The 21,240-nt window shown below is 66.6% G+C and carries 24 protein-coding genes; 17 read left to right on the top strand and 7 right to left on the bottom strand.

The annotated features are described in order from the left end of the window. Positions 1-248 (bottom strand): hypothetical protein (locus ACWEWT_RS36750; RefSeq protein ID WP_452565515.1); only part of this gene is annotated, 248 nt, incomplete at its 3' end. A 231-nt stretch (positions 249-479) separates the two neighbouring features. Here ACWEWT_RS36750 and ACWEWT_RS36745 point away from each other — a divergent pair. Continuing rightward, the gene (locus ACWEWT_RS36745) at positions 480-1,574 is read left to right on the top strand and encodes a hypothetical protein (protein ID WP_452565514.1); all 1,095 of its coding nucleotides are present in this window, start codon (positions 480-482) and stop codon (positions 1,572-1,574) included. 74 nt (positions 1,575-1,648) lie between these two features. On the opposite strand, the gene ACWEWT_RS36740 is transcribed toward ACWEWT_RS36745, so the two are convergent. The 4 genes from ACWEWT_RS36740 to ACWEWT_RS36725 form a co-directional block, all read right to left on the bottom strand. Further along, positions 1,649-3,145: a hypothetical protein gene (locus ACWEWT_RS36740; protein WP_452565513.1), complete on the bottom strand. Its 1,497-nt coding sequence runs from the start codon at positions 3,143-3,145 to the stop codon at positions 1,649-1,651. 78 nt (positions 3,146-3,223) lie between these two features. Beyond that, a complete protein-coding gene (locus tag ACWEWT_RS36735) occupies positions 3,224-4,996 on the bottom strand; it encodes an FtsK/SpoIIIE domain-containing protein (protein WP_452565516.1) in 1,773 nt (590 codons plus the stop codon). Next, the gene (locus ACWEWT_RS36730) at positions 4,978-5,754 is read right to left on the bottom strand and encodes a hypothetical protein (protein WP_452565512.1); all 777 of its coding nucleotides are present in this window, start codon (positions 5,752-5,754) and stop codon (positions 4,978-4,980) included. Before ACWEWT_RS36730 ends, ACWEWT_RS36735 begins: the two co-directional genes overlap by 19 nt. Further along, positions 5,751-5,987 carry a hypothetical protein gene (locus tag ACWEWT_RS36725; protein WP_452565511.1) on the bottom strand — a complete coding sequence of 79 codons (237 nt, stop codon included), beginning with the start codon at positions 5,985-5,987 and terminating at the stop codon, positions 5,751-5,753. The genes ACWEWT_RS36730 and ACWEWT_RS36725 overlap by 4 nt, the downstream gene beginning before the upstream one ends. A 204-nt stretch (positions 5,988-6,191) precedes the next feature. Here ACWEWT_RS36725 and ACWEWT_RS36720 point away from each other — a divergent pair, with 204 nt between their 5' ends. The 15 genes from ACWEWT_RS36720 to ACWEWT_RS36650 all read left to right on the top strand — a co-directional run bounded on the left by ACWEWT_RS36720 (position 6,192) and on the right by ACWEWT_RS36650 (position 19,018). Continuing rightward, positions 6,192-6,920, top strand: a complete 729-nt coding sequence (locus ACWEWT_RS36720) for a GntR family transcriptional regulator (protein ID WP_452565510.1) — start codon at positions 6,192-6,194, stop codon at positions 6,918-6,920. Positions 6,921-7,059: 139 nt separating this feature from the next. Further along, positions 7,060-8,649: a DNA cytosine methyltransferase gene (locus tag ACWEWT_RS36715; RefSeq protein WP_452565509.1), complete on the top strand. Its 1,590-nt coding sequence runs from the start codon at positions 7,060-7,062 to the stop codon at positions 8,647-8,649. 131 nt (positions 8,650-8,780) lie between these two features. Further along, a complete protein-coding gene (locus tag ACWEWT_RS36710) occupies positions 8,781-9,092 on the top strand; it encodes a hypothetical protein (RefSeq protein WP_452565508.1) in 312 nt (103 codons plus the stop codon). Next, a complete protein-coding gene (locus tag ACWEWT_RS36705; protein WP_452565507.1) occupies positions 9,089-9,391 on the top strand; it encodes a hypothetical protein in 303 nt (100 codons plus the stop codon). The genes ACWEWT_RS36710 and ACWEWT_RS36705 overlap by 4 nt, the downstream gene beginning before the upstream one ends. 77 nt (positions 9,392-9,468) lie before the next feature. Continuing rightward, complete coding sequence (locus ACWEWT_RS36700) at positions 9,469-9,795, top strand: hypothetical protein (RefSeq protein ID WP_452565506.1); 327 nt, start codon at positions 9,469-9,471, stop codon at positions 9,793-9,795. Then, positions 9,792-10,130, top strand: coding sequence for an RRQRL motif-containing zinc-binding protein (locus ACWEWT_RS36695; RefSeq protein ID WP_452565505.1), 339 nt, complete (start codon positions 9,792-9,794; stop codon positions 10,128-10,130). The genes ACWEWT_RS36700 and ACWEWT_RS36695 overlap by 4 nt, the downstream gene beginning before the upstream one ends. A 15-nt stretch (positions 10,131-10,145) precedes the next feature. Then, positions 10,146-10,592: a single-stranded DNA-binding protein gene (ssb, locus tag ACWEWT_RS36690; protein WP_452565504.1), complete on the top strand. Its 447-nt coding sequence runs from the start codon at positions 10,146-10,148 to the stop codon at positions 10,590-10,592. Positions 10,593-10,630: 38 nt separating this feature from the next. Beyond that, positions 10,631-11,044: a hypothetical protein gene (locus tag ACWEWT_RS36685; protein WP_452565503.1), complete on the top strand. Its 414-nt coding sequence runs from the start codon at positions 10,631-10,633 to the stop codon at positions 11,042-11,044. A gap of 255 nt (positions 11,045-11,299) precedes the next feature. Further along, positions 11,300-14,974, top strand: a complete 3,675-nt coding sequence (locus ACWEWT_RS36680; RefSeq protein ID WP_452565502.1) for a hypothetical protein — start codon at positions 11,300-11,302, stop codon at positions 14,972-14,974. Then, positions 14,971-15,573: a helix-turn-helix domain-containing protein gene (locus ACWEWT_RS36675; RefSeq protein WP_452565501.1), complete on the top strand. Its 603-nt coding sequence runs from the start codon at positions 14,971-14,973 to the stop codon at positions 15,571-15,573. Before ACWEWT_RS36680 ends, ACWEWT_RS36675 begins: the two co-directional genes overlap by 4 nt. A 224-nt stretch (positions 15,574-15,797) precedes the next feature. Further along, entirely contained in the window at positions 15,798-16,001 is a 204-nt protein-coding gene (locus ACWEWT_RS36670) for a hypothetical protein (RefSeq protein WP_452565500.1), read from the top strand. Then, on the top strand, positions 15,998-16,495 hold the full coding sequence (locus ACWEWT_RS36665; RefSeq protein ID WP_452565499.1) for a hypothetical protein: 498 nt from the start codon (positions 15,998-16,000) through the stop codon (positions 16,493-16,495). Before ACWEWT_RS36670 ends, ACWEWT_RS36665 begins: the two co-directional genes overlap by 4 nt. An 830-nt stretch (positions 16,496-17,325) precedes the next feature. Further along, on the top strand, positions 17,326-17,862 hold the full coding sequence (locus ACWEWT_RS36660; RefSeq protein WP_452565498.1) for a bifunctional DNA primase/polymerase: 537 nt from the start codon (positions 17,326-17,328) through the stop codon (positions 17,860-17,862). 92 nt (positions 17,863-17,954) lie between these two features. Beyond that, on the top strand, positions 17,955-18,638 hold the full coding sequence (locus ACWEWT_RS36655) for an AAA family ATPase (protein ID WP_452565497.1): 684 nt from the start codon (positions 17,955-17,957) through the stop codon (positions 18,636-18,638). Then, entirely contained in the window at positions 18,638-19,018 is a 381-nt protein-coding gene (locus tag ACWEWT_RS36650; protein WP_452565496.1) for a hypothetical protein, read from the top strand. Before ACWEWT_RS36655 ends, ACWEWT_RS36650 begins: the two co-directional genes overlap by 1 nt. Before the next feature lie 4 nt (positions 19,019-19,022). Here ACWEWT_RS36650 and ACWEWT_RS36645 read toward each other — a convergent pair whose 3' ends face one another. Beyond that, entirely contained in the window at positions 19,023-19,352 is a 330-nt protein-coding gene (locus tag ACWEWT_RS36645; protein ID WP_452565495.1) for a hypothetical protein, read from the bottom strand. A gap of 48 nt (positions 19,353-19,400) precedes the next feature. On the opposite strand from ACWEWT_RS36645, the gene ACWEWT_RS36640 reads away from it, so the two are divergent. Continuing rightward, a complete protein-coding gene (locus tag ACWEWT_RS36640) occupies positions 19,401-19,676 on the top strand; it encodes a hypothetical protein (RefSeq protein ID WP_452565494.1) in 276 nt (91 codons plus the stop codon). Between the two features lie 1,025 nt (positions 19,677-20,701). Here the strand turns inward: ACWEWT_RS36640 and ACWEWT_RS36635 are convergent. After that, entirely contained in the window at positions 20,702-21,094 is a 393-nt protein-coding gene (locus ACWEWT_RS36635; RefSeq protein ID WP_452565493.1) for a polyketide cyclase / dehydrase and lipid transport, read from the bottom strand. Positions 21,095-21,240 lie beyond the last annotated feature (146 nt).

Genomic DNA, 21,240 nt, shown 5'->3' with positions numbered 1-21,240 from the left:
GCGGGTCCGGCTCCCGCCGCGCCGGCCGCCACCGTCCAGGCGATACCGACAGCTGTCAGCGCCGCCGTACCGGCCGCTACCGGAAACATGTTTCCGGTAGACGGTAACGTTTGGGAAATATTCCCGGTAACGTTTCCAGTAACAGGTAACCGGTAATCTGTCAATCCCGGACTTTGCCTCATCTTCGGCCCTTTCTGGCTCTGACCTGCGGGGCTTCCGCTCGGTGTGGTGGTCTCTGTCTCTCTCATGGTTCAAGTATAGCGCACGCTCTACCGCTTTTGCAAGTATTCTGGTGTGTTTCTCTGTAATCCTGTATCAAATCGCTGTGACCTGCGGATATTCCGGGTGACGCTTCCTTTTCCTGGCGTGGCTACGTTACGGAGAATGCAAGTTCGGACATTTTCCGGTGGTTATTCTGTTGTATTTCCGGTAATCCTGTAATAGACTGGTGGTACACCACAGGGAAGGGGCGAAACCACATGACCAGCACCACCGAACAGACCACCACCACGCCGGCCGATCCGGATCGCGAGATCTTCGGGAAGGGCGACCCGTGCGGAGTCTGCCACTTCGTGACCGGTCCCGGCGAGATCTGCGGGAATGTCGTCTACGCGAACAAGGAGAAGGGCCGGCTGCCGCTGTACTGCGGGCAGGAAGGTCAGGCCGGGTGGCAGCAGCAGCACGGGACCCCGGGCAACGAGGACCACAAGTCCGAGTTGGCCACCTACTACCGCAAGCGCGCCGGGATGGAGAAGGAAGAGGTCGCCGAACTCGCCGCGGCCGAGTCCGCGCGGCGCGGAATCATCCGGCGGCACAAGGCATCCGAGCCGACTCCGGCACCGGTCGAGAGCGCACCGGCCGGACCGGTCACGGTCGCGGATCTCGCTGAGGCACTGCCGGAATCGCCGGTGGAAGCCCTCGCCGAACTGGCCCGGCTGATCACCGGCCGGGTGATCGCGACCCGCAAGGAGATGGACGACGTACGCGCCGCCGCCGAGGAGCGCGCCGCCGAGATCGAGGCCGAAAACGTCGAGCGCACAGCGGAACTCGATGCCATGCGCGCCGAGTTGGAGAACGATCGCACCGAAGCGCGGGAGACCACCGAGCGCGCGAAGGCCGAGATCCGCGCGGCCGAGGATGCCCGGATTCACGCGGAGGGCAAGTTGAGCGCGGCCCACCAGCGCATCGAGGAGCTGGAGGCCGCGCTGACCGCCGCCGACCGGCGCCGAGTCGAGGAGGTTGAGCGGGTCCGTCGCGAGGAGCGCGAAGAGTTCCGGTTGGCCATGCGGGAGTTCGCGGCCACGGTCCGCGGCGAGGAGGCTCCGGCGAAGGAGCCGGCGCGTACCGAGGATGTGCCGGTGACCGAGGATGCTGTACAGACCATGGCGAAGCGGGTCGAGCGGAACGAGGTCACCCAGCGTGGACAGGTGTGGTATATCGCCAACTCCATGGCGCCTCGACCGGCCGCGGCGGTCTTGACTCGGATGCAGTCGAACGGGTACGTGCGTGTCGGGTCGCAGGGTGATCCGGAGCGGGTCACGCTGACCGATGCCTACCAGGGGCCGCGCCGGTAGACGCGTATGCGTGTATACGCGCAAGGACCCCCGTCCGGTAAGGGCGGGGGTCCTTGTCATGTGCCGGGGGTGAGTCAGTGGACCTCGGCTGGCTGTTCGTCGCTCTCCGTGGCACTGGGAGCCTTCCCGGTGTGCATGATGAGGTCGGTGTAGTGGTCGGACACCCAGGCGTGCACCTGCAGCAGAACGCCGACCATCACCGGCGCGCACCCGTACTTGAACAGGTCGATCGGGTTGATGCTCTCGCCCTCCGCCGGGGTGAGGTGCGGCCCGACGTTGAGCGTGAGCGTGGCGGCCAGCAGCGCGACCTCCACCGCGATCACCTTCCGCTTCTGCTCTGTCTTCATGGCGCGGCCCAAGCGTGTGGCCGAGGTGGAGGCCACCATGATGATGATGAGCGGCAGCGAAATCATCGCTTCCACGCCGTAGCTCAGCCAGAACAGCGGATCGGCCATGTTGCCGTCCGGGACCAGGCCCTTCTGGGCGTTGACCGCCGACCACGCCATACCGAGGGCCACCGCGGCGACCAGGGCCCACGCCGACCATTCACTGTTGCGGACGGTCTGGGCGAGTTTGGCGTCTTCGGAGGTGAGCCGACGCTTCTTGGACCGGGCCCGCTCCATCCAGCGTGCATCGGTGGCTTCGCTCTTGGCGATGGATTCGGCGGTGGCCTGGTCGCGTTTGGCGTTGGCCAACTGGGCGGCCATGCGGCGCCGGCGGATCTCGCGGGCGGCTTCGCGCTCCTCCTCGGCGAGCTTGCGCTCCTTGTCCATCTCCTCGTCCGACAGGGCGGTGTAGAGCGCGGGATCGTCCTGGAGCGGGATGCGTGCCTGGGCCCGGCGCACCCGGTCGGCGAGCTCGTTCTCCAGCTCCGGCTCGTCGTCGTCGCCGGAGTCGGTGAGTTCGGCGAGATCGGCGTCGGTGAGTGCCTGGAACTCGCCGGTGTTCTCCAGGTTGTTCTCCTCGCGCCAGCCGTTGACGATCCTGGACACGTATTTTCGGGAGGCCTCGATTTCGCACGCCTCCAGCCACCGGTGGACCTCGGCGGTTTCGGGGTTCCCGAGGATCGCGCAGATGTGGCGGACCTGTTCCGCCTTGGTGGGCAGTGTGGCCACCTCTGTGCGATGGGCGTCGGAGATGTACATGGGTGTGGTCCCTCGCGTTTCGTCGTCGGGGGTACCCACGTGGGTACCCACATCGGTACCCACAGGGGATACTTCCTGGTCGGTGGTGGTTTCGCCCGTTCCGGTGTTCCCCTCGGTGTGGGTACCCACGTGGGGGGTGTGGGACGGGGTGTGGGATTCGGCAGGGTCGGTGTCCCTGGCGGTGTGGGTACCCACGGCGTGGGTGTGTGACGGGTCGGGGGTGGTGTCCCCTTCGGTGTGGGGTCCCACGGGGTCGGTGTCCCCCTCGGTGTGGGACAGCAGGGGGAGGGAACGGCCCTCGGTGTGTGATCCCCCGGGGGAGGTGTCCCCTTCGGTGTGGACGATCCGGGGACCCGTGGGGGTCCACAGTGCGACGCCGGTCCGGTTCATTCCAGGGACGATAACGGGGTCGGTGGTGGTGGTCATGTCGGTTACTCCGTTTCTTATACGCGTACGCGCGTATATGTCTGTGTGTGGTCGGGTCAAGTGGGGTCGGGGCATCGGTCAGTCGCCGGAGGCGAGTCCGAGCCGTTTGCGGAGCTTGTTGTACTGCTGGCGATGGTCGGTACCGCGGCAGTACAGCAACGGGCGCCCGCCGGGGATCTGCTTGATTTCCGAGCCGCAGAACCGGCACCGGCCCGGCTGTTCGGGCGGCAACTGATCGAGCTGTTCGAGCAGCGAGGGCTCCTGGTCCTGCTCCTGCTCTCCGCGGCGCAGCTCCACCACGTTCGACTTCTTCTTGTCCCCGGCCGACTGGGGCAGGGACAGCGGCGGCAGCATCGGCGCATCCTCCGGCCGGCCGAACACTTTCACCAGCTTGATGATGTCGTCGTTGGTGACCTTGAAGAACCGCACCCGCTGGGCCATACCGCCTTCCTCGGGGGAGTCGATGTAGGCGGTACCGGCCTCGTCGACGGTGATGCCGGTGGCCTCGATGCCGCGTTCGTGGGCGCCGGGGCCGTAGACCATCATCACCTGCTGCTCGGAGGCCTGGCGCAGACCGATCATGGTGGCGAACATGTCGCGCAGCGTCTCGAAGATCTCCTTCGCCGCATTCTGGGTCGCGACGATCACGGTGATACCGAACGCGCGGCCCTGGCTCAGGATCTCCAGCAGCAGGATCACCACGTACTTGTCGACGCGCATCACTTCTTCTGCCCAGGAACCATCGAGCTGGGGCACGTTGAACGTGCCCTTGCGATCACCGAGCAGTTTCAGCAGGGCAATGACCTCATCGATCATCAGCACGTGATGCGGGTCGCCGGGCTCCGGAACGTGATTACGCAGCGGTTCACCGGTGCGCATCGAGTGCTCACGGCGTGGATCGGCGCGGTTGTGCATCAGTTTCACGATCTTCTCCAGGATCGCGATGGCTTCGGCGATCTGGTGGCCCCAGGAGGCGTACAGGCGATAGCCCGCGGCCATCTCGGTGCCGCGCTTGAGGTCGATCATGTGCAGCTCCACCCGGCCGGCTTTGATGTCGGGGGCCAGCGCGCCGATGATCGACCACAGCACACCAGATTTGCCCGAGCCGGACAGGCCGGCCAGGAACAAGTGGTTGTTCCAGATCCGGAGCCGGTGTGCTTCCCAGTCCTCCCGCATCGCGACCCGCAGCGCGTGCAGCGGCACCGGGGAGGGCTCCGGGGTGGGGAACGGGATGGAATCGGCCAGTGGATTGCGGACCCGCAGTTCGAGCACCACGACGTTGCTCTTGGCGCGCACGATATGGATTTTCGGCACGGCCAGCGACGCGGTGAGGTTCTGTAGAGCCGAGTAGATGTGCTTGGCGCTGTAGCCCTGGGGCAGCAGCAGCCGCACCCGTGCGCCGGCTGAGGTGGCGCGTACGCCGGGGTCCCAGGGGTGCCCTGGGTCCTGGCCTTCCAGCAGACGCGGCCACGTCCCGGGGAATCCGGCGTTGGGATTGGGCGCCAGGCCGACTCCGATCTGTCCGTGCGTCCACATCATGCACGCGGCCAGGTCGCTGTAGAGGGTGTCGAGCGCGAACCACAGCGACGGGTCGAAGGTGTTGCGGAAGTTGATCCAGCGCTGGTGTTCCTGCTCAGCGGCGCGGCGCTGGCGGCGCGTGCTGCTGATCTTTGTTGCCATGACAAGTCCTCCTGCGGCACCTATGGCTGAGAGCATTCCGGCCGGGCCGATCCACCCGGGCATGCCCAGGTTCTCGACCGTCTTGTAACCGACCATCCCGGCGAACACCGCGACCGGTGTTCCGACGACAGCGCTTACCGCGCCGACTGTGATCAGGTCACTGCTGCCCATGTCGCCCACCTCATATCGCCCCGCAGTCCGTACCGCGCACGATTGCGCCGGAGGACTCCCCGGTCATTCTCGCTGAGACGCTGGACGCGTGCCCAGGCGATTCGGAGCTGGAACCCGGTCAGGGAGATGGCAACCCGGGGCTCGGGCTTGGGCTGGGCGGACCACGGTTCCAGCGACAGGGGAATCGGGTGCGGCTTCGGGGCTTCCAGCTCCAGCAGTGGACGCTTGGGCGCCGGGGTGCGGTCGAAGGTGAGGACGACCTCGCGGTGAGGGCGTACACCGAAGGACACCCGGGCCGATGCCGCGCCGAAATCGGCGGCCAGCGCGCCGGAGCGCTCGTGCCAGTCCTGCGCCGACTGTCCCGGCAGCATCCGCACCGTCATGATGTCCTCGTTGCCCTGGCGGGTCACCGCGATCAGCCGCGGTACGACGAGGTGGTCTCCCTCGGTCTCGGTGAGGCCGAGATCTTCCAGCACCGCCGACCAGCGGCGCCGGTACAGCCAGTAGACGCGGATCGCGGCGAGCAGCGCCAGGCGCAGGTAGCTGACCGTGACCAGGGCGACGGCCACCAGCAGCAGCGCACCACCGACGCCGGCCGCGATGGGTACGGCCAACTCACCGACGTTATGCGCGTATGCGCGCATATCATCTATCGACAGATTGTCTGTGCAGGCCAGCAGGGCGCCGCCGGTCAGCGGGATCATGCCGATGCACTGCCAGGTGTCCTTGCTGGTCCACGGGGTTTCGCGGCGGCTCATCGCGCACCGCCCCGGGGGTGACGCGGACGGGAGATCTCGGTGTCGGTGCGGTCCCAGTACCAGGTCTCGGTGGGGCGGGTCAGCGAGGACCGCACCGCGAGGGCGATAGCGCCAGCGATCACCGCGACGCCGATCGCGCCGGCCCAGCCGAACGCGTTGTAGCCCACCATCAGGATGAATACGCCGCCGGTCAGGGCCAGGACGGCGAGACTTGCTCGGTAGTCGCGTTTCATTGTTCGTTGCCTCAGTTCTTTTACGTGTGTGCGGCTCGTGTGCGCACTGCGCACACGTTGATTATGTGCGCTGGAGCACGCGCGCACAAGGGGCGCACACGTAACAATCGGATTCCGTGTGCTCTCCGTGATCGGCGGTGCGCACAAGCGCACACGTGATATACGCTGGATAGGCCAACACACCGAACCCGAAGGACAGAACCAATGCATCCGCAGATACAGCGACCCGCACCGGTGTGGCGACAGCTCGTGGACTTCTATCGCGACCAGATCACCGAGGGAGCCATGACCAACGGGGACCGGCTTCCCCCGGTCCGCGAGATCGCCGACAGCTGGGGCGTAGCACATACGACGGTCGCCAAGGCCTTGCGCCAGCTCGCCGCCGAACACCTCATCACCACGAGCAACCAGGGATCGGTGGTGACCTGGGGAGAGGAACACACGTTCTCTCCCCGCGGTCGGCTCCGTGCAATGAAGGCCGCGCGCCACTACGCCGGCGGGCCGTCGCGCATCGTCGGCTCCGAACTCGTCTCCGCGCCCGACCATGTGGCCGAAGCGATGGGGATCGAGCCCGGTACCTCGGTGATCCGGCGCGAGCGCGTGACCAAGTCCATCGACGAGACCACCGACGTAGAGCGGTCCATCACCTGGCTTCCCGGCTCGCTCGCCGAGGAGATCCCCGAACTGCTGTCCACCGAGCGGCTTCCCGGCGGGACCGTCGCGGTGATCGAGGCCCGCACCGAGCGCAGCGTGGAGAGCGATACCTACCGGGAGCGGGCGGTGTACGCCGATCCCGAGACCGCCGCCGCCCTCGGCGTTCCGGAGGGCTCACCCGTTCTGCACGGTCAGAACTGGTGGCGTGAGCAGGACGGATCGGTGCTGGAGTTCGGCGAGTTCTACATCCGCGAAGGACAGTGGCTCGTGGTCTCCTGACCGCCCCTACTCCGAATGACCCCCGCTGACCGGCGGGGGTTTTTTCGTGTGCGCATCTTGTGCGCACGTGCGTTCAGCGCACATAATCCACGTGTGTAAGCAACGCGCACACATGGCGCACACGAGAGGGGTACGGGACATGAGCTATGGATCGACGGTGTACTTCGCCGGATTCGGTGGTGATTCGCTCGGTTGGGACATGGTCCCGGGGATCGAGCTGAATCTGGCCGCCAATCACAACCCGGTATGTGTGGACATCCACACGCTGAACTTCCCGGAAGCCGACCACCTCCCGCCGGGGGATGTGGAAGAGATCGACCTGGCGGCACTGCCCTACAGCGAGTTCTTCTGGGCTTCGCCGGCTTGCCCTGCCTGGACCGACGCCGCGGGCAAGAAGCGGCATTTCGACAAGTCCAATCAGTACAGCCTCATCAGTGATGACGAACTCGGTTGTGTGATCGAAGATCCGGCCGATTCCCGTTCCCGGGCGCTGATCGAGCAGATTCCCCGGTACCTGCGCGCGATGGCGGCCCGGGGGCGCCCGGTGCTCGCCGGAGTGATGGAGAACGTGGTGCAGTGCCGCCGGTGGGACCAGTGGAACCGCTGGATCGGCGAGATCGAGGAGATCGGTTATGAGACCCGGGTGATCGCGCTGAATTCCGGGCATGTGGTCCCTCGGGCCTGCCTGACCGCGCCGCAGTCGCGAGACCGGCTCTATGTCGCCTACTGGCTCAAATCCCTCGGTCGCCGCCCGGATTGGGACAAATGGCTTCGCCCGAAGGCCTGGTGCGCCGGGTGTGACCGCATGGTGGACGCGGTGCAGACCTGGAAGCGGCCCGGGGTCGATATGGGCCGATACGGTCAGCGTCACGGCCAGTACGTCTATCGGTGCCCGAGCAAGGCCTGCCGGTTCTCGGTGGTGGAGCCGATCACCGCGCCCGCGGCCGACGCGATCGATTGGAGTTTGGATCCCGGCGAGCGGATCGGGGAGCGGGAGGACCCGCTGGCGCCCGCGACGATGGACCGTATCCGGGTGGGGCTGGAGAGGTATGCGCGGGAACCGTTCCTGGCGCCCGCCGGCGGGACGTGGCGCACCGATCCGACGCCGTTGTCGGTGCCGATGCCGACGCGCACCACCCGCGAATCCGATGGGCTGGTGCTGCCGCCGATGGTTGTGCAGACCAGCAAACGATCCACTCAGCCCGCACGCACGGTGGACGCGCCGATGCCGACCCAGACCACCCGGCGGGAGCTGGCGATGGTGATCCCTCCGTTCATGACCACCTTGCGTGGTGGTGGCAGCAAGAACTCGGCGTACGGGCTCGGGGAGCCGCTGGCCACGTTCAGCGCGCACGGGTTCCACCACGGCCTGGTGCAGCCGCCGGGGTCCGAAGCGGTGCGCGATCACCTGCTGGTGCCCTATCACCGCACCGGCGTGGCGCGGCCGGTATCCGAGCCGATGGGCACGGTGACCACCCGCGACCGCAACGGGCTGCTCGGTGTGGACCCGGATCGGCTCATTGCCGCGTGCACATTCCGGATGCTGGAGCCCTCGGAGATCCGGCGGGGGATGGCGTTCCCGGACTCCTATCGGATGACGCCGGGGCTGGCCAAACGGACCCAGGCGCAAGGCCTCGGCAACGCCGTGACTCCGCCGGCCGCCGAGGTGCTCGGTTGCGCTCTGATGGAAGCGGTTACGGGAGAGGAGATCGAGCGATACGCGGCGTGATCGGACGCCGTGGGCCCCGGCTGAAATTGGCCGGGGCTTTTTCGTGTGCGCATCTTGTGCGCACGTGCTCTAGCGCACATAATCAATATGTGCGCACCGCGCACACACAACGCACACGAAAGAGGCGGAGCATGAAAACCACTCTCGACCAGCCAGTTCCCTACTGGCCCACCTCTCCCGATCCCGAGCCCGCACCGGTCTCGCTGCGTTCCGAATGGGCCATCCGGCGCCCGGACGGCACGTTCTGGCGCTCCCCGGTCGATCGGCTCACCGATCCGGACAGCACCGAGCCGACCACCTTCGATTCCCGTCGCGCGGCCGAGACCGCCCTGCGCGAACTGGTTTCCGAGGTCACGCACGCTCTCGGGCACATCCGGTTCCAGCGGCCGACCATCGTGGTCCGCGCGATCCGCACGGTAGTCCGGGCGGAGGGCATCCGGTGACCGCGCGCACGCTGGGATATCACCCGCTCACCGACGACTGGCGCCCGAGCCCGTGGGACTGCACCGATCCCGGCCGGGTCACCATCGCCGAAGCGCGCAACATCCTGACCACGCACGGGCCGGACAAGCCCAGTTGTGGCCAGGAGTGCGCCATCTACCGCAGCGCTCGCAAAGCGTTGGCGCGGCTGGTCGATGCGCCGACCGTGCGGACCAGCGTCTACACCCGGCCTCCGTTCCGGGGCGCGACCGGGGCGGGTAAATCCGCTGGGCTGTGGCCGATTCTGGCCGCCGCCAAATGACCCGAAGGGGACCGAGCCAGTGACTGGCTGGCTCGGTCCCCCTTTCTCATCATCCCTGCTGATCAGAGGAACACTCAATGGCACTCAACAACGACTATTTCGATTTCACCGTGGACGACGAGGGATTCGAAGACCTGCGGCGGATCGCCCTGGCTGCGTTCGGCATCCCGGTCACCGATATCGCGCACGAAGAAGCGATGGCCCTGGTCATGGCGATGATGTGCGTACGCGAAAACCACGTCACCGCCGCCCTGAACTACGTGTCCCAGCCGGACGCGGGCGTCATGAACGCACTCGACAGCGCGCGTGACCACAGAGTGCTGCGGCCCCTGCGGATCACGATCGAGCCGACGTGGTGGCAGCGGGCCACCTTCCAGCGCCGACAGGTTCTGAGCTGGTCATGAGCGTCTATCGCTGGCGGTGCGCACCGACGCACCTGCGGACCCGGCGGCAGCTCGCCGCGGCTGGTCTGCGGCCGAACGGTCAGGACATCGCTGGTGTTCTCTCGTTCCGCCGGCGCGGCCGCGCACAGGTGGCCTACCTGTTCGACATCAACCTCGCCGCGCCGAAGCGGCCCGCGACCCCGGCACAGCTCGAAGCGCTGGCGAGAGCCACGCGGGAGCGGCAGTTCCGGGCCGCCGAACGACGTGGGATCTCCCGCGCCGAACTCATCGAATCCAACGACCCGGGAGACGCGGACGGAACCGCACCCACCCCGGTCAACATCCAAGCCCGATAGGGAGGAGCAATAGCTATGAACGGTAAGACCCCGATGACTGTGACCGGCAACTTGACCGCTGATGTCGAGGTGAAATTCACCCCGACCGGTACCGCGGTTGCGAACTTCACCGTGGCATCCACACCGCGTGTGTACAACCGCCAGTCGAACCAGTGGGAAGACGGGCAGGCTCTCTTCATGCGGTGCCGGGTCTGGCGCGAACAGGCCGAAAACATCGCCGAATCGAAGCTGCGCAAGGGCACGCGGGTCATGGTGACCGGCGAACTGACCCAGCGCAGTTGGGAAGACGACGAAGGAGGCAAGCACACCATCTACGAGCTGGATGCTCACGACGTGGCCGCCTCGATGCGGTTCGCGCAGGTCGCGGTGCGCAAGATCGCGCGCAACGTTCAGGACCCGAAGGGCAACGGCCGGGCCGATGCCGAAAAGTCCGACTTCGGCGACGACCCGCCGTCATTCTGAGCCAGCCCTGACCGAACCCGAATCGAGAGCGAATCATCATGAACGACAGCACATATGGAGCCGCACAGGAGTTGGCCGACCGCGTGGCTCGCTACGAAAAGTGGATCGACGAAGCTCCGATCCACCGCGGCCGCGACTTCGCCGAGCACATGGCCGATCCCACTGCCACCAGCGAGGACTTCTACCGCGAATACGACGAGCGGATGTCCAGGATGGAAGCCGAACTGCGGGACGCTCGCAACGAGCTGGCCGCGTTCGAACACCAGCACCGTGGCCTACTGGTCGCGGTCGGCTGGTTCCAGACGGACGGCAACTTGGACGACGCGGAATGCCCGGATTGCTTCGCGGATGCGTTCCGGCCGAAGGGGACTGACGCCGACTTCCAATGCGCCGGCTGCCATCGGCGGTTCCCGGAAGCTGAACGCAGCACTCGCCGCCTGGATTTGGGATAGCCGTTTTCCGGCCGGATTGAGACGAGATCGCGTGTCGATTGGATCGATTCGGCCGGGACCCGGCAGAGTACAGACCAGGAAATGACGAAACCCGCCCTCTCGATCCGTTTGGCAGCGGATCTGCGTGAGAGGGCGGGCCAAAATCGAGGGGCGAAGCCTCGCGATTCTGAGGGTACAACACGGATCGGACAGCAGTCGATTCGCGACACGACCCTGATATCGCGGCTTCGCCCCTCCCGGACCCACTGAGGGGTAATGAGCGCACCGAGCTCCAACACCACACCAGAGCCCGCCGACGACGAAAACACGGCCCCTGACCAGGGCGGCACCGATGCCACGGTGACCGGAATGGCCACCGGCCGGGCCCGGCGCAAAAGCAGCAAGGCCCGCGCCGACCGGGGAACCGCAAACCGACGCACCGCCGCGGCGCGGGCGTCCACCGATAAGAACATCACCGGCAACGACCGCGTGAAAATGCTTGCTGAACTGGGCTGGGAGCGCTACAGCGTGGGCCGGAGCCTGGAGCGGCAGATCTTCGTCACGCCCCGGGTCGGGCCGCCGGTCTCCCGGCTGCTGGAGGGCTTCTCTGCCGAACTCGCCGCCACATTGGCGCTGTCGCTGCACAAGGAAACCGGCGAGATCTTCTCCGGCGGCGAGCGGCGTGAAGCCATGCTCAACCTGTCCGACAAGGCCCTGGACACCAAGCCGGTGCCGACCGCGGTACGGATCGCGAATCCGACCCCGGACAGCATCGCCGTCGACCTGGCCAACGACGGGGGCGAGTACGTGCTGATCACCCGGGAGGGCTGGAAGGTCACCAACACTCCCGGGCGGGTCGCGTTCATGCGGGGCCCGACCTCCAAAGCGCTGCCGTATCCGGTGGCCGGCGGGGACGTGAACAAGCTGTGGCGGTTGATGAACATCGCCGAGCGGATGCGCCCGCTCGTGGTGGCGAACCTGCTGACCTCGCTTTTCAAAGCCATCGACCACCCGATCCTGTCACTGCGTGGCCAGGCCGGATCGGCGAAGACCACCACCGCGGGCATCAACGCCTACCTGTTGGACCCGGTGGAAGTGGGGGAGGGTCAGGGCTTCAAAGACGTGGTGATGGCACTGCCCGCCGATATCCGCGATATCTACGTCACGGCCGGTCAGCGCTGGTTTCTGCCGTTCGACAACATCGACCGGATGACGAATGAGCAGCAGACCGCGCTCTCGATCATCGCGACCGGCGGTATGCGCAATGGCCGCACCCTCTACACCGACTCGGGCGTCACCTCGATTCCGGTACGTGGCTGTGTCTCGTTCACTGCGATCGACCCGGGCACCCTCAAGCCCGACTTCCTGGACCGGCTCATCTCGATCGAGGTGGAGCCGATCCCGGGCGGGGTGTTCCGCACCACCGGCGAGATCATGGCCGAGTTCGATTCCCTGCACCCCGAGATCCTGGGTGGATTGTTCGATCTGGCCGTGGAAGTCCTGGCGCGGCTCAACGACGTTCGCTCCGATATGCAGCGCCGCCGGGTCCGTGTCGCCCGGCTCGCCGATTACTCCTACATCCTGGCCACCGTCGACCAGGTGATGGGCACCAACGGATTCGCCACGTTCATGCAGGAACGCGACGAGAACCAGGCCGAGATCGCCAACACCGACACCTTCGCTCTCACCCTCCAGTCGCTGATCAACGACAAGGACAAAGGCGAGGGAGTCACGTACACGCCGACCGAGTTGCTCGCCGAACTCAATTCCCAGTTCCGGGCCGATGCCGCCGACGCGTTCGCCCGGGTACCGAAGGGCTGGCCGGAGAACCCGTCCTACATGTCCCGGCAGATCAACCTCAAGAAGATCCCGCTGCGCAACGCCGGATATCTGGCCGAGCTGGTCAAGAGCAACGGCGTGCGGAAATGGCACCTGAGCAAGGCTCCCGCCGCTCCGGAGCCCGAACCGGCCACCCCGGCACCAGCACCGGCGCCCGCTCCGGAGCCCACACCCGCGCCCGAACCTGCGCCGGCCGAGCCGGTGCAACTGGTCGCGGTGCACAGCCTGTCCGCGCTGTGCCGGGCCGATGAGCACGCGCGCTGCGCCGACGATCTCGCCGCGGGCACCGTGGACTGCTGGTGCATGTGCCACGACGGGCCCGAAGGTGGCGACGGGCCGCCGGATCTCGATGTGCCGCCCGATCCCGCCGAGGAGCCCAGCGTCGAAGATGTGGCGTTCCTGGCCGAGTTCGGCGAGACCGAGCACGACATCGATGCGGTGATCGATACCGCGGCCGCCGATCCGGAACCGGCTCCGGCCGGGCCGGTCGGCTACAGCGAGCGCCGGATCATGAAGTGGACCGTCAAGCCCTCCGCGTATGTGGATCTCGCCGCGGGACGGGGCATCACCGACGCCGGTGTCGTGTTCGAGATCGGCAAACGCGGCAAGCTCGCCACGCTGGCCGAACTGCTGCGCGCGGTCCCCGCAGAGGTGAAATTCGTGCACCTGACCGGCGCGGATATCGGCACCGATGGCGTGGTGAACACATGGGCCAATACCCGGCTCCCGAAGGGCTGGGAGAGCCTGGACCAGTCACTGGATGGCGTGACCCGCGACGGCCGCGACCGGGTGAGCCTGCGGTATCGCCGTCCCGGTGTGGACGGCAAACCGGGCACTCAGCTCGTGATCTACCGGGCCGCCGGCTGGTTCGGCGACCGCACCGAGGAGGCCGCGACCAGCCCCGAGCAGTTGCGCGACGCGTTCGCCCTGCTGCTCGATGGCCTGGCCTCCACATTCGGCGAGGTCTGCGGCGAGCAGTACGGGGTCCCGTTGAAGGGAACCCCGGGATCGACCGGCCTGGAGTTGATCCGCCGGACCCTGCCGCGCGACCGGGCCGGGGAGCCACACCGGTATCCGATCCTGGACACCGAACTACAGCACCTCATCCGCACCCATGCCGGACAGGGCCGCACCGAGAACTACGCGGCCCTGGATCACCCGACCGGCGGGGCGAACATCGCCGATCGGATTCCGGGTCTGCATGTGGTCGATATGCGGTTCGCCTACGCGAAGTTCCTGGATATGGAGATGCCGACCGGGCCCGTGGTCCGCGACACCGTGCCCGAGTTCGCGCGCCGTGGCTCCGGGTGGGAGCCGTGCCTGTACCGGGTGCGGGTCACCGTTCCGGCCGGGTGGGATCGGGTCGGCCCGTTCCGCACCCGCGACGACAGCGGGAAGTGGATCTACCCGCACACGCCCGGCGAGACCTTCGAGGCCTACATGTGGGAGCGCGGTCTCTACGCCGCCGACCGCGACGGCTGGCGCATCGGCGAGCACGTCGAGATCCTGGAGCGCTTCCGCTTCACCGGCCCGAAAACCAAGCCGCTCGCGGCGTTCGGCCGGGCCCTTCGTGCCTTGCGTGACGAATGGATTCCCGCGCAGGACCAGGCCGGCGAGCGGGTCCAGGAGTTGGCGCGGATCATGGCGCGACAGATCGCGATCGCCGCGGTCGGCAAGCTGACCGGCGCCGAGTACGGCAAGCTCCGTTCCTGCCCGATCGACGATCTGACCAGCCGCCCCGACGACGGCACCACCTCGGTGTGGCCCTCGGTCGACGGGAAGCGCTGGGAGTGGCTGGAAAAGGTCGGGCCCGGCCGGGACTGGCTGGTTCACCCGGAGTGGTCGGCCTACATCTGGGGCATCTGCCGCGATTGGCTGTACTCGCACCCGACCCAGCGCGGTGTCGGTATCCGGCACGTGCCGTTGAACGAACTCGTGGCCGCCCGCACCGATGGGTACTGGACCACCACCCCGCAGGACGTGACCGATACCGGCAAGGTCGGTGCGTTCCGTGTCCAGCTCGCCCATAATGAGCCGCTGGACGCCCCGCGCACCATGACCGCGCTCAACGAGGTGCGCGCCGCGCTGCTGGCCGAGGAGGGTGACCAGTGAGCCGCCGCAAGCCGCTGCGGGCTTTCCTGGACAAGGCCATGGGCGCCGGGCGGTCTCAGGCCGAGATCGCCCGCGCCCTGGGTGTCTCGCCGTCCACGGTGCACCTGTGGGCGACCGGGAAGCGCCAGCCGCCGGAACGGTACCGGGACTCGCTGCGGGCGATGGCACGGCCCGGCGGGAAGGTTCCGCCGGCGCCACCACAGCGCACCACCCGATCGGGCAAGCCGGTCAAGACGACCGGGTCGGTGACAATCACGAAGCTTCCCTCCGGCGCCGAACACGTCCACACCCACTCCCGCAAGGCCCTGGCCCGGGAGCTGGAGCGGCTGGCCAACCAGGGACGGGAGCCGAACTCGATCACGGTGCTGCTGCACGGCTTCCGCTCCGATCTCTACCGCACCAAGCACGACGCCACCGGCGGACCGCGGTCGCGGCGGGTCGAGCTGCGCAACCTCACCGCCGAGGAGATGCACGGTATCCAGACCGGCCGCAAAGACGCCTGGGATGCCGTGATCACCCGCAATATCGAGGCCCACAACTACGACGGAGGCTTCACCTTCGACCGCATGACCTCGATTTCCTTCGACAGCAAGCCCTGACCAACGCAGTTACCTATGGTCAGCGATACGGCCACCAGGACAGGGAAACCTGCACGGGGCGAGATATCCGCAGTTCAGCAGGTGTCTCGCCCCTTGCTCCACGTCTTGACCGGCCTCTTGACTGCCCTCTTGACCAGCCCCTTGCCCCATCGATGCAGGGTGGTCAAGAGGCTGGTCTAGATGCTGGCCCACCCACCAGCCAGACTCTTCACCAGGAGGACACCATGACAACGACCAGTAATCCGGTCGGTCCCATCGCCCACGCTGAGGCCCTATGGTTCCTGACCGGCCTGGGCTACAGCCGCCGCGTCGCCGAGACCATCGCCACTGAGATCGAACGATCAGACGATGCCGATCTCACCGATTCCGAGAGCATCCGGGCATGGCTGCGCACGCACGGGGACCAGTGGCGGAAGGATCTCGGATGACCGACACCAAGCAGTGCTGCGGCCGTCCGATGACTGCCGTGCCCGCCTCTCCGGCCGAACGCGCGATCGGGCTCACCGATATGCAGGTCTGCGCGGTCTGCGGGGACGCCGAACCACTGCACGCCCCGGATCTCGCTGTGCTGCTCCCGGACGGGGATTTCCGGGTCGCTGCACTCGCCGATATCCGGCCGCTCTGCCCGGAGGGCATCACCGATAACGGGATCCTGCGCGAACTCATCGGTTGTGAATCCATGGGCACCATGGGTGTGCGCCGGTTGCGTGCCTGGTTTGACGACAATTTCGCGAGTGGCGACGCACCACCGAACCGGCTGGCCGATGTGGTGCTCGCCGGACTCGGCTACCGGCAGGACCCGGGATTCTGGCGCGGCATCGTCGTTCTGACAATGGAGGAGGACTCCGCCGGCGCAACTCCGCCGCTTCCCGATGACGTGGTGACCGTTCTGCAGGATCTCGCGCTCAAGGGCGCCGGGTGACCGCGGCCTGACCCACCACCACTCCAGCGGCCCGCCCCCGATCCCCCGGGGCGGGCCGTTGCCGTGCGCCCCCTCCGCCCCCGTGATGCGCGCCAGCCCGCCCCCTTCTTCGTTTGAGCAACGGTTTTGGCTCACACCCTTTGCACCATTCAGGCGCCCCCTCGCCCCCCGCTGACGCCCCCTCGCCCTCTCGCGCCCCCAGGGGGCCCGTTTGAGCCCCCTGGGGGCCTCCCCAGTGGCGGGGGGACCTTCCAGGGGGCCGGGGGCCACTTCCCCTGTTCCCCTCTTGTTCCCCTGTTCCCTTGTTCCCCGGGGAGTCGGGAATTCCCCAGTTCCCCATCGGGGTGGGGAACTGGGGAACCGCGCACACCTCTTGCACCATCACCACGCCCGTGGACAATTCCCCTGTTCCCCTCCCCAGTTCCCCAGTTCCCCACCAGGTGGGGAATCGTTCCCTTCCCCTGTTCCCTCCATTCCCCACCCAAGTAGGGAACTGGGGAGGGAGCAGGGGAACCGGATCGGATCGGCACGCGTCCAATGGGGAGATCTGCGCGCCTTTCCTCTGTCGGACACTGGCCCTACCATCGCCGCACATCATCCGATTTCCTCTGAATTGGAGCGTCGAATGTCTCTCTCTCAACCGATCCCTGGAGTTGCCGAACCGCTGGACGAAGACGACGACCGGTGTTCGTGCGGCTGCTGGTGTGGCGGCTGTGGCTGTGCCGACGCCCGGCAGGAAGCCGAGGAAGGCGACTGGGAATACCTCGGTCCGCCCGCGCACTGCTGCGAATGCGGCCAGGTCGGGGTGGAGTGCGAATACCGGTGTAACTGTGTCTGATCCTGGTCCCGCGCTCGCTCTGGGTCTGGCGGTGTTTCCGTTGCTGGGGCGCCGCCCGGCCCGGCCCGGGTGGGCATATGCCGCCAGCGCGGACCCTCGGATGGCGTGGCTGTGGCCCGAGTTCTGCAATATCGGGATCGGGTGCCGTGCCTCGAATGTGGTGGTGCTCGATCTGGACCGGCGCGACGACCGCGACGGTATCGAGGCACTGGCCGCGCTGTGCCGCGACCGCGGCGAGACACTGCCCGAGACATTGAGCGTGCAGACACCGCGCGGATGGCACCTGTACTTCCGGCCGACCCCGGGGAGGTTGTTCGCTTCCGGCCGGCTCACTGCCGGGATCGACGTGCGTGGGCCCGGTCTGCGGTCCGGCGGCTACGTCGTCGGGCCCGGTTCCGTCGTGGGCGAGCACACCTATCAGGCAGTGATGCCCCGGCCGATCGCCTCGCTTCCGCAATGGCTCGCAGAGCTTCTACCAGGGCGACCTATCAAGATGATGCGCGCGGCCGCCGAGTACCGATCAAGATGATTCGCTACCGCTGATTCCGCAGGTGGGCACGGTATTCTGTGGACACTTCTACGCGTACACGCGTAGACCGCGCCGACCCGGGAGACGCCCACATGACCGAGATAACCGTCGGCAATCTCAAGGGCGGAGTCGGCAAGACAACCACCGCGGTGCTGACGGCCCTCGGTCTCGCTGCCGAAGCCGATGCCCAGGACAGCGAAGACAAGACGCTGTTGGTCAGCGCCGACCCGCAGCAATCCGCGCTGAAGTGGGCGCATGTCGCCGGGGAAGACTGGCCGTGGGATCGGGTCAACGTGGTCGCCTGGACCGATCACCGCACTCTCGGCCGCCAAATCGAGTCAGCGCGCGGCGAGTACGCCCATATCGTGGTCGATACCCCTCCGAGCCGTACCCGGGTCACACGCGCCAGTCTGGAGGCCAAAACGCTGGAGGCGGCACTGACCGCGACCGGAAATCTGATCGTCACCACCTCGCCCAGCGCTATCGACCTGGCCGAGATCGCCGACACTTTCGAGGTCGCCGAAGCCGTCGATGCGATCCGGCCGGTCTATACCTCGGTTCTGGTAGTGCGGGTTCTGTGGAGCACGAAGTCGGCCACCGAAGCGCCGGCCGTTCTCGTGGAGGACTTCGGCTATCCGGTGATGCAATCGAGGATCTCGGCACGCGAACCGATAGCGCAGGCATTCGGTACCGCGCCCGCGCTCACCGGCCCGTTCGCCGGCTATGCCGACGCGCTCACCGAGATCCACGCACGCCACGACCAGCAGGAGGCATGATGTCCGCCGCCCCTCACTCCAGCGGAGCCAAGCGCGCCGGTTCCACCCGCGACCGGCTCAAGAACGCTGTAGCCTCCGGCGGACGCACTGCCGCGGTGCCGGAGAACCGGCGTCGCCGCACCCCGAAACCACCCACCGAGGTCGGGGGCGACACCCGGCCCGCGCTCAACCGGCGCAGCAACAACAAGCAGCAGCAGGGCATCAACTTCGATACCGCGCTGCTGGAGTACATGCGCGAGGTGGTCACCTACATGGGCCGGCGCCATCCCGAGGAGGCTGGGTCCGAATCGCTGGCCGCGCTCATCGACCAGGCCGTGAGAGAGAAGATCGACCGCTGGGAGCGCAAACACAACGACGGGAACGCGCTGCCGTCCCTGTAGCGCGCTATCCCTCGGCCCGGTTCTCAGCCGCCAACGCCGCCGCGTGGATCTGCTCCACCGCGCCGTCTTTCCACTCGAACACCTTGCCCTCGTCCGCGTCGGTGACCTGGCGGTGGGATTTGTCGCCGTGTTCGGCGGCCCGGTCACACACGAAGCGGCGTTCCAGTCCGTCGTTGGTCACGGCGGCTGGCACGTGCAGAACCGACCCGCACACGGGGATGCTCGGATCGGGGCTGAACCACGGCTTTCCGGACAGCAGCGCGTTCACCCCGGCCGTGTTGCGTTCCGCGTTGTCGGTGGTATCGAACAGACCGACCATCGTCACAGTCTCCATGGCGAACCATCTTGCCCAAGTGCTCCGACCTGCGACAGGAGTTCCACAGTGCCCAAGGTAGATCCCTATGAGCCGTTCGACCCGATCGGTACACCGCCCGAGGTCTACGCCGCGGTCTCAGCCGAAGTCTCCCGCGTTCTCGGCCTCCCGCCCACCGACGTATTCGCCGAGCTGCGGCCCCTTCTTCACCGTGCGCTCGACGAGTCCGACGCCCAAGAGGTCCGCCGGCTCCGGCGTATCGCCCTGCTGGCCGAGTCGCTGAGCAAATGGTGGTCCGAGGGCGGCAAATTACTGGTTGAGGACGCCGAGAACTACCCGCAGTAGCCAGCGCCCCGGTTTCGGATGTCGACACCGGGGCGCGAACCCGGTCCTTTTACGCGTATGCGCGTAGCGCTTCCTCTCCGAATCGGACACCCCGCGGCCGTCCCTCGGCCCCTTCCGGCTTCTCTGTCTGTCGCGATCGAGGGACTCGCGTCCCTAACGCTACTGCCGCCGAATCTGCGCCGTATTGCTCTCCGGTTCCCCCGCGGCTCCAGCACATAGGACGCGTACAACTCACCCGCCGGCACTCTCGCCCCGGCACTCGCGCTCAGGGAGCCCAAGAAGTCACCTATCCGACCCTCATCCGCGATCGGGTGTGCGCGAACGGATTTGGAATTGTGGCCTTACGCTGGGAGATATCGGCAATGTGATGCCACAGTCGGGCAACTGACCGCCGTCCTGTCCTGCCACTTCGACACTCCCCGAACCGATCTGTGCTCAGGGACGGCGAATGACCAGGGACGCGACCGGCTTTCTCGCGTCCCTGTGTCCCGTCCCTGCCAAAAACCGCCCGTGAACTGCACATTCGATGTCCACAGGGACGAGGGACGCCACTTCCGACTCCACTCTCTCTCTATAGACCGTTTACACACTCCACATCCCCCTCTCTGTACCCCGTATAACACCTCACGTATATGAAGATAAGAAAAATCTGCCGTCCCTCGTCCCTGTATAAGCAATAACCGCAGGTCAACCACTATTTTTCACAGGGACGGGACCAGGGACGGCACCCAAATACGTGGCGTCCCTGCTCAAACGGCGTCCCTGTCGATTCTCTGCTAGTCAATCGCTCAGCAACGGCCCTTTAGAATGGTACTGTCGTACAAATCTCCGAACCCGCCCAGTTCTCTACCGTTTTTCTAGATTTCCCGTAGAATTACTACAGTAATTCAGGAAATCATTTCCGGTATATCGTAATCATCTCTCTACCAGGGTATTTCATTACAGGATAGTTACCGCCTAACCAAAGATGTTGCTACGCAATGTCTTTGGACTGCATTGCCTTCGGCAATGCATGAAACCCATTGCTACGCAATGTCTTTCACGACGGCCGTAGGCCGTCGCCTCTGGCCCGCAGGGCCAGGGCCGGGGGTGATCTCGAAACTCATCACCTTGCCCGCCACCCGGCGGGCCCGGTTCGCGGCGGCCAGCTTGCGCGGCGGCAACGGCTGCGGCGGTTCGGCGTGCAGGAAATAGTGCAGGATCACGCCGTCCAGCGACGGCTCCAGCCACACTTCCATGGTGCCGGTCAACCCCCCCGATACCGACCAGCGAATCCCCTTGTCGCCGCGGTCTTCCCGGACATCCAGTTCGAGATCGGGCCACCAGCGCCGCCAATGGGCCGGGCCGTCCAGCGCGGCCGCGACCGCGGCGCCGGGAGCGGCGAGGAAGGTTTGGTCCGCGACCTGGATACTGCTCACCCGGGTGAGCGTAGTAGATCGCGATGGCGCAACCGGCGGGGCTGTGTTTTCGGCGCGCTGGCGCGCGCGGGGGTTGAGGCCCCCTGGTGTCCCGCCGTTCAGGCCTCGAGACTCGCGCCTTCGGCGCATGCGCTTCGAGGCCTGAA

It is taken from the genome of Nocardia sp. NPDC003963, from assembly GCF_053605105.1.
This window is presented reverse-complemented; position numbering and strand designations above follow the sequence as displayed.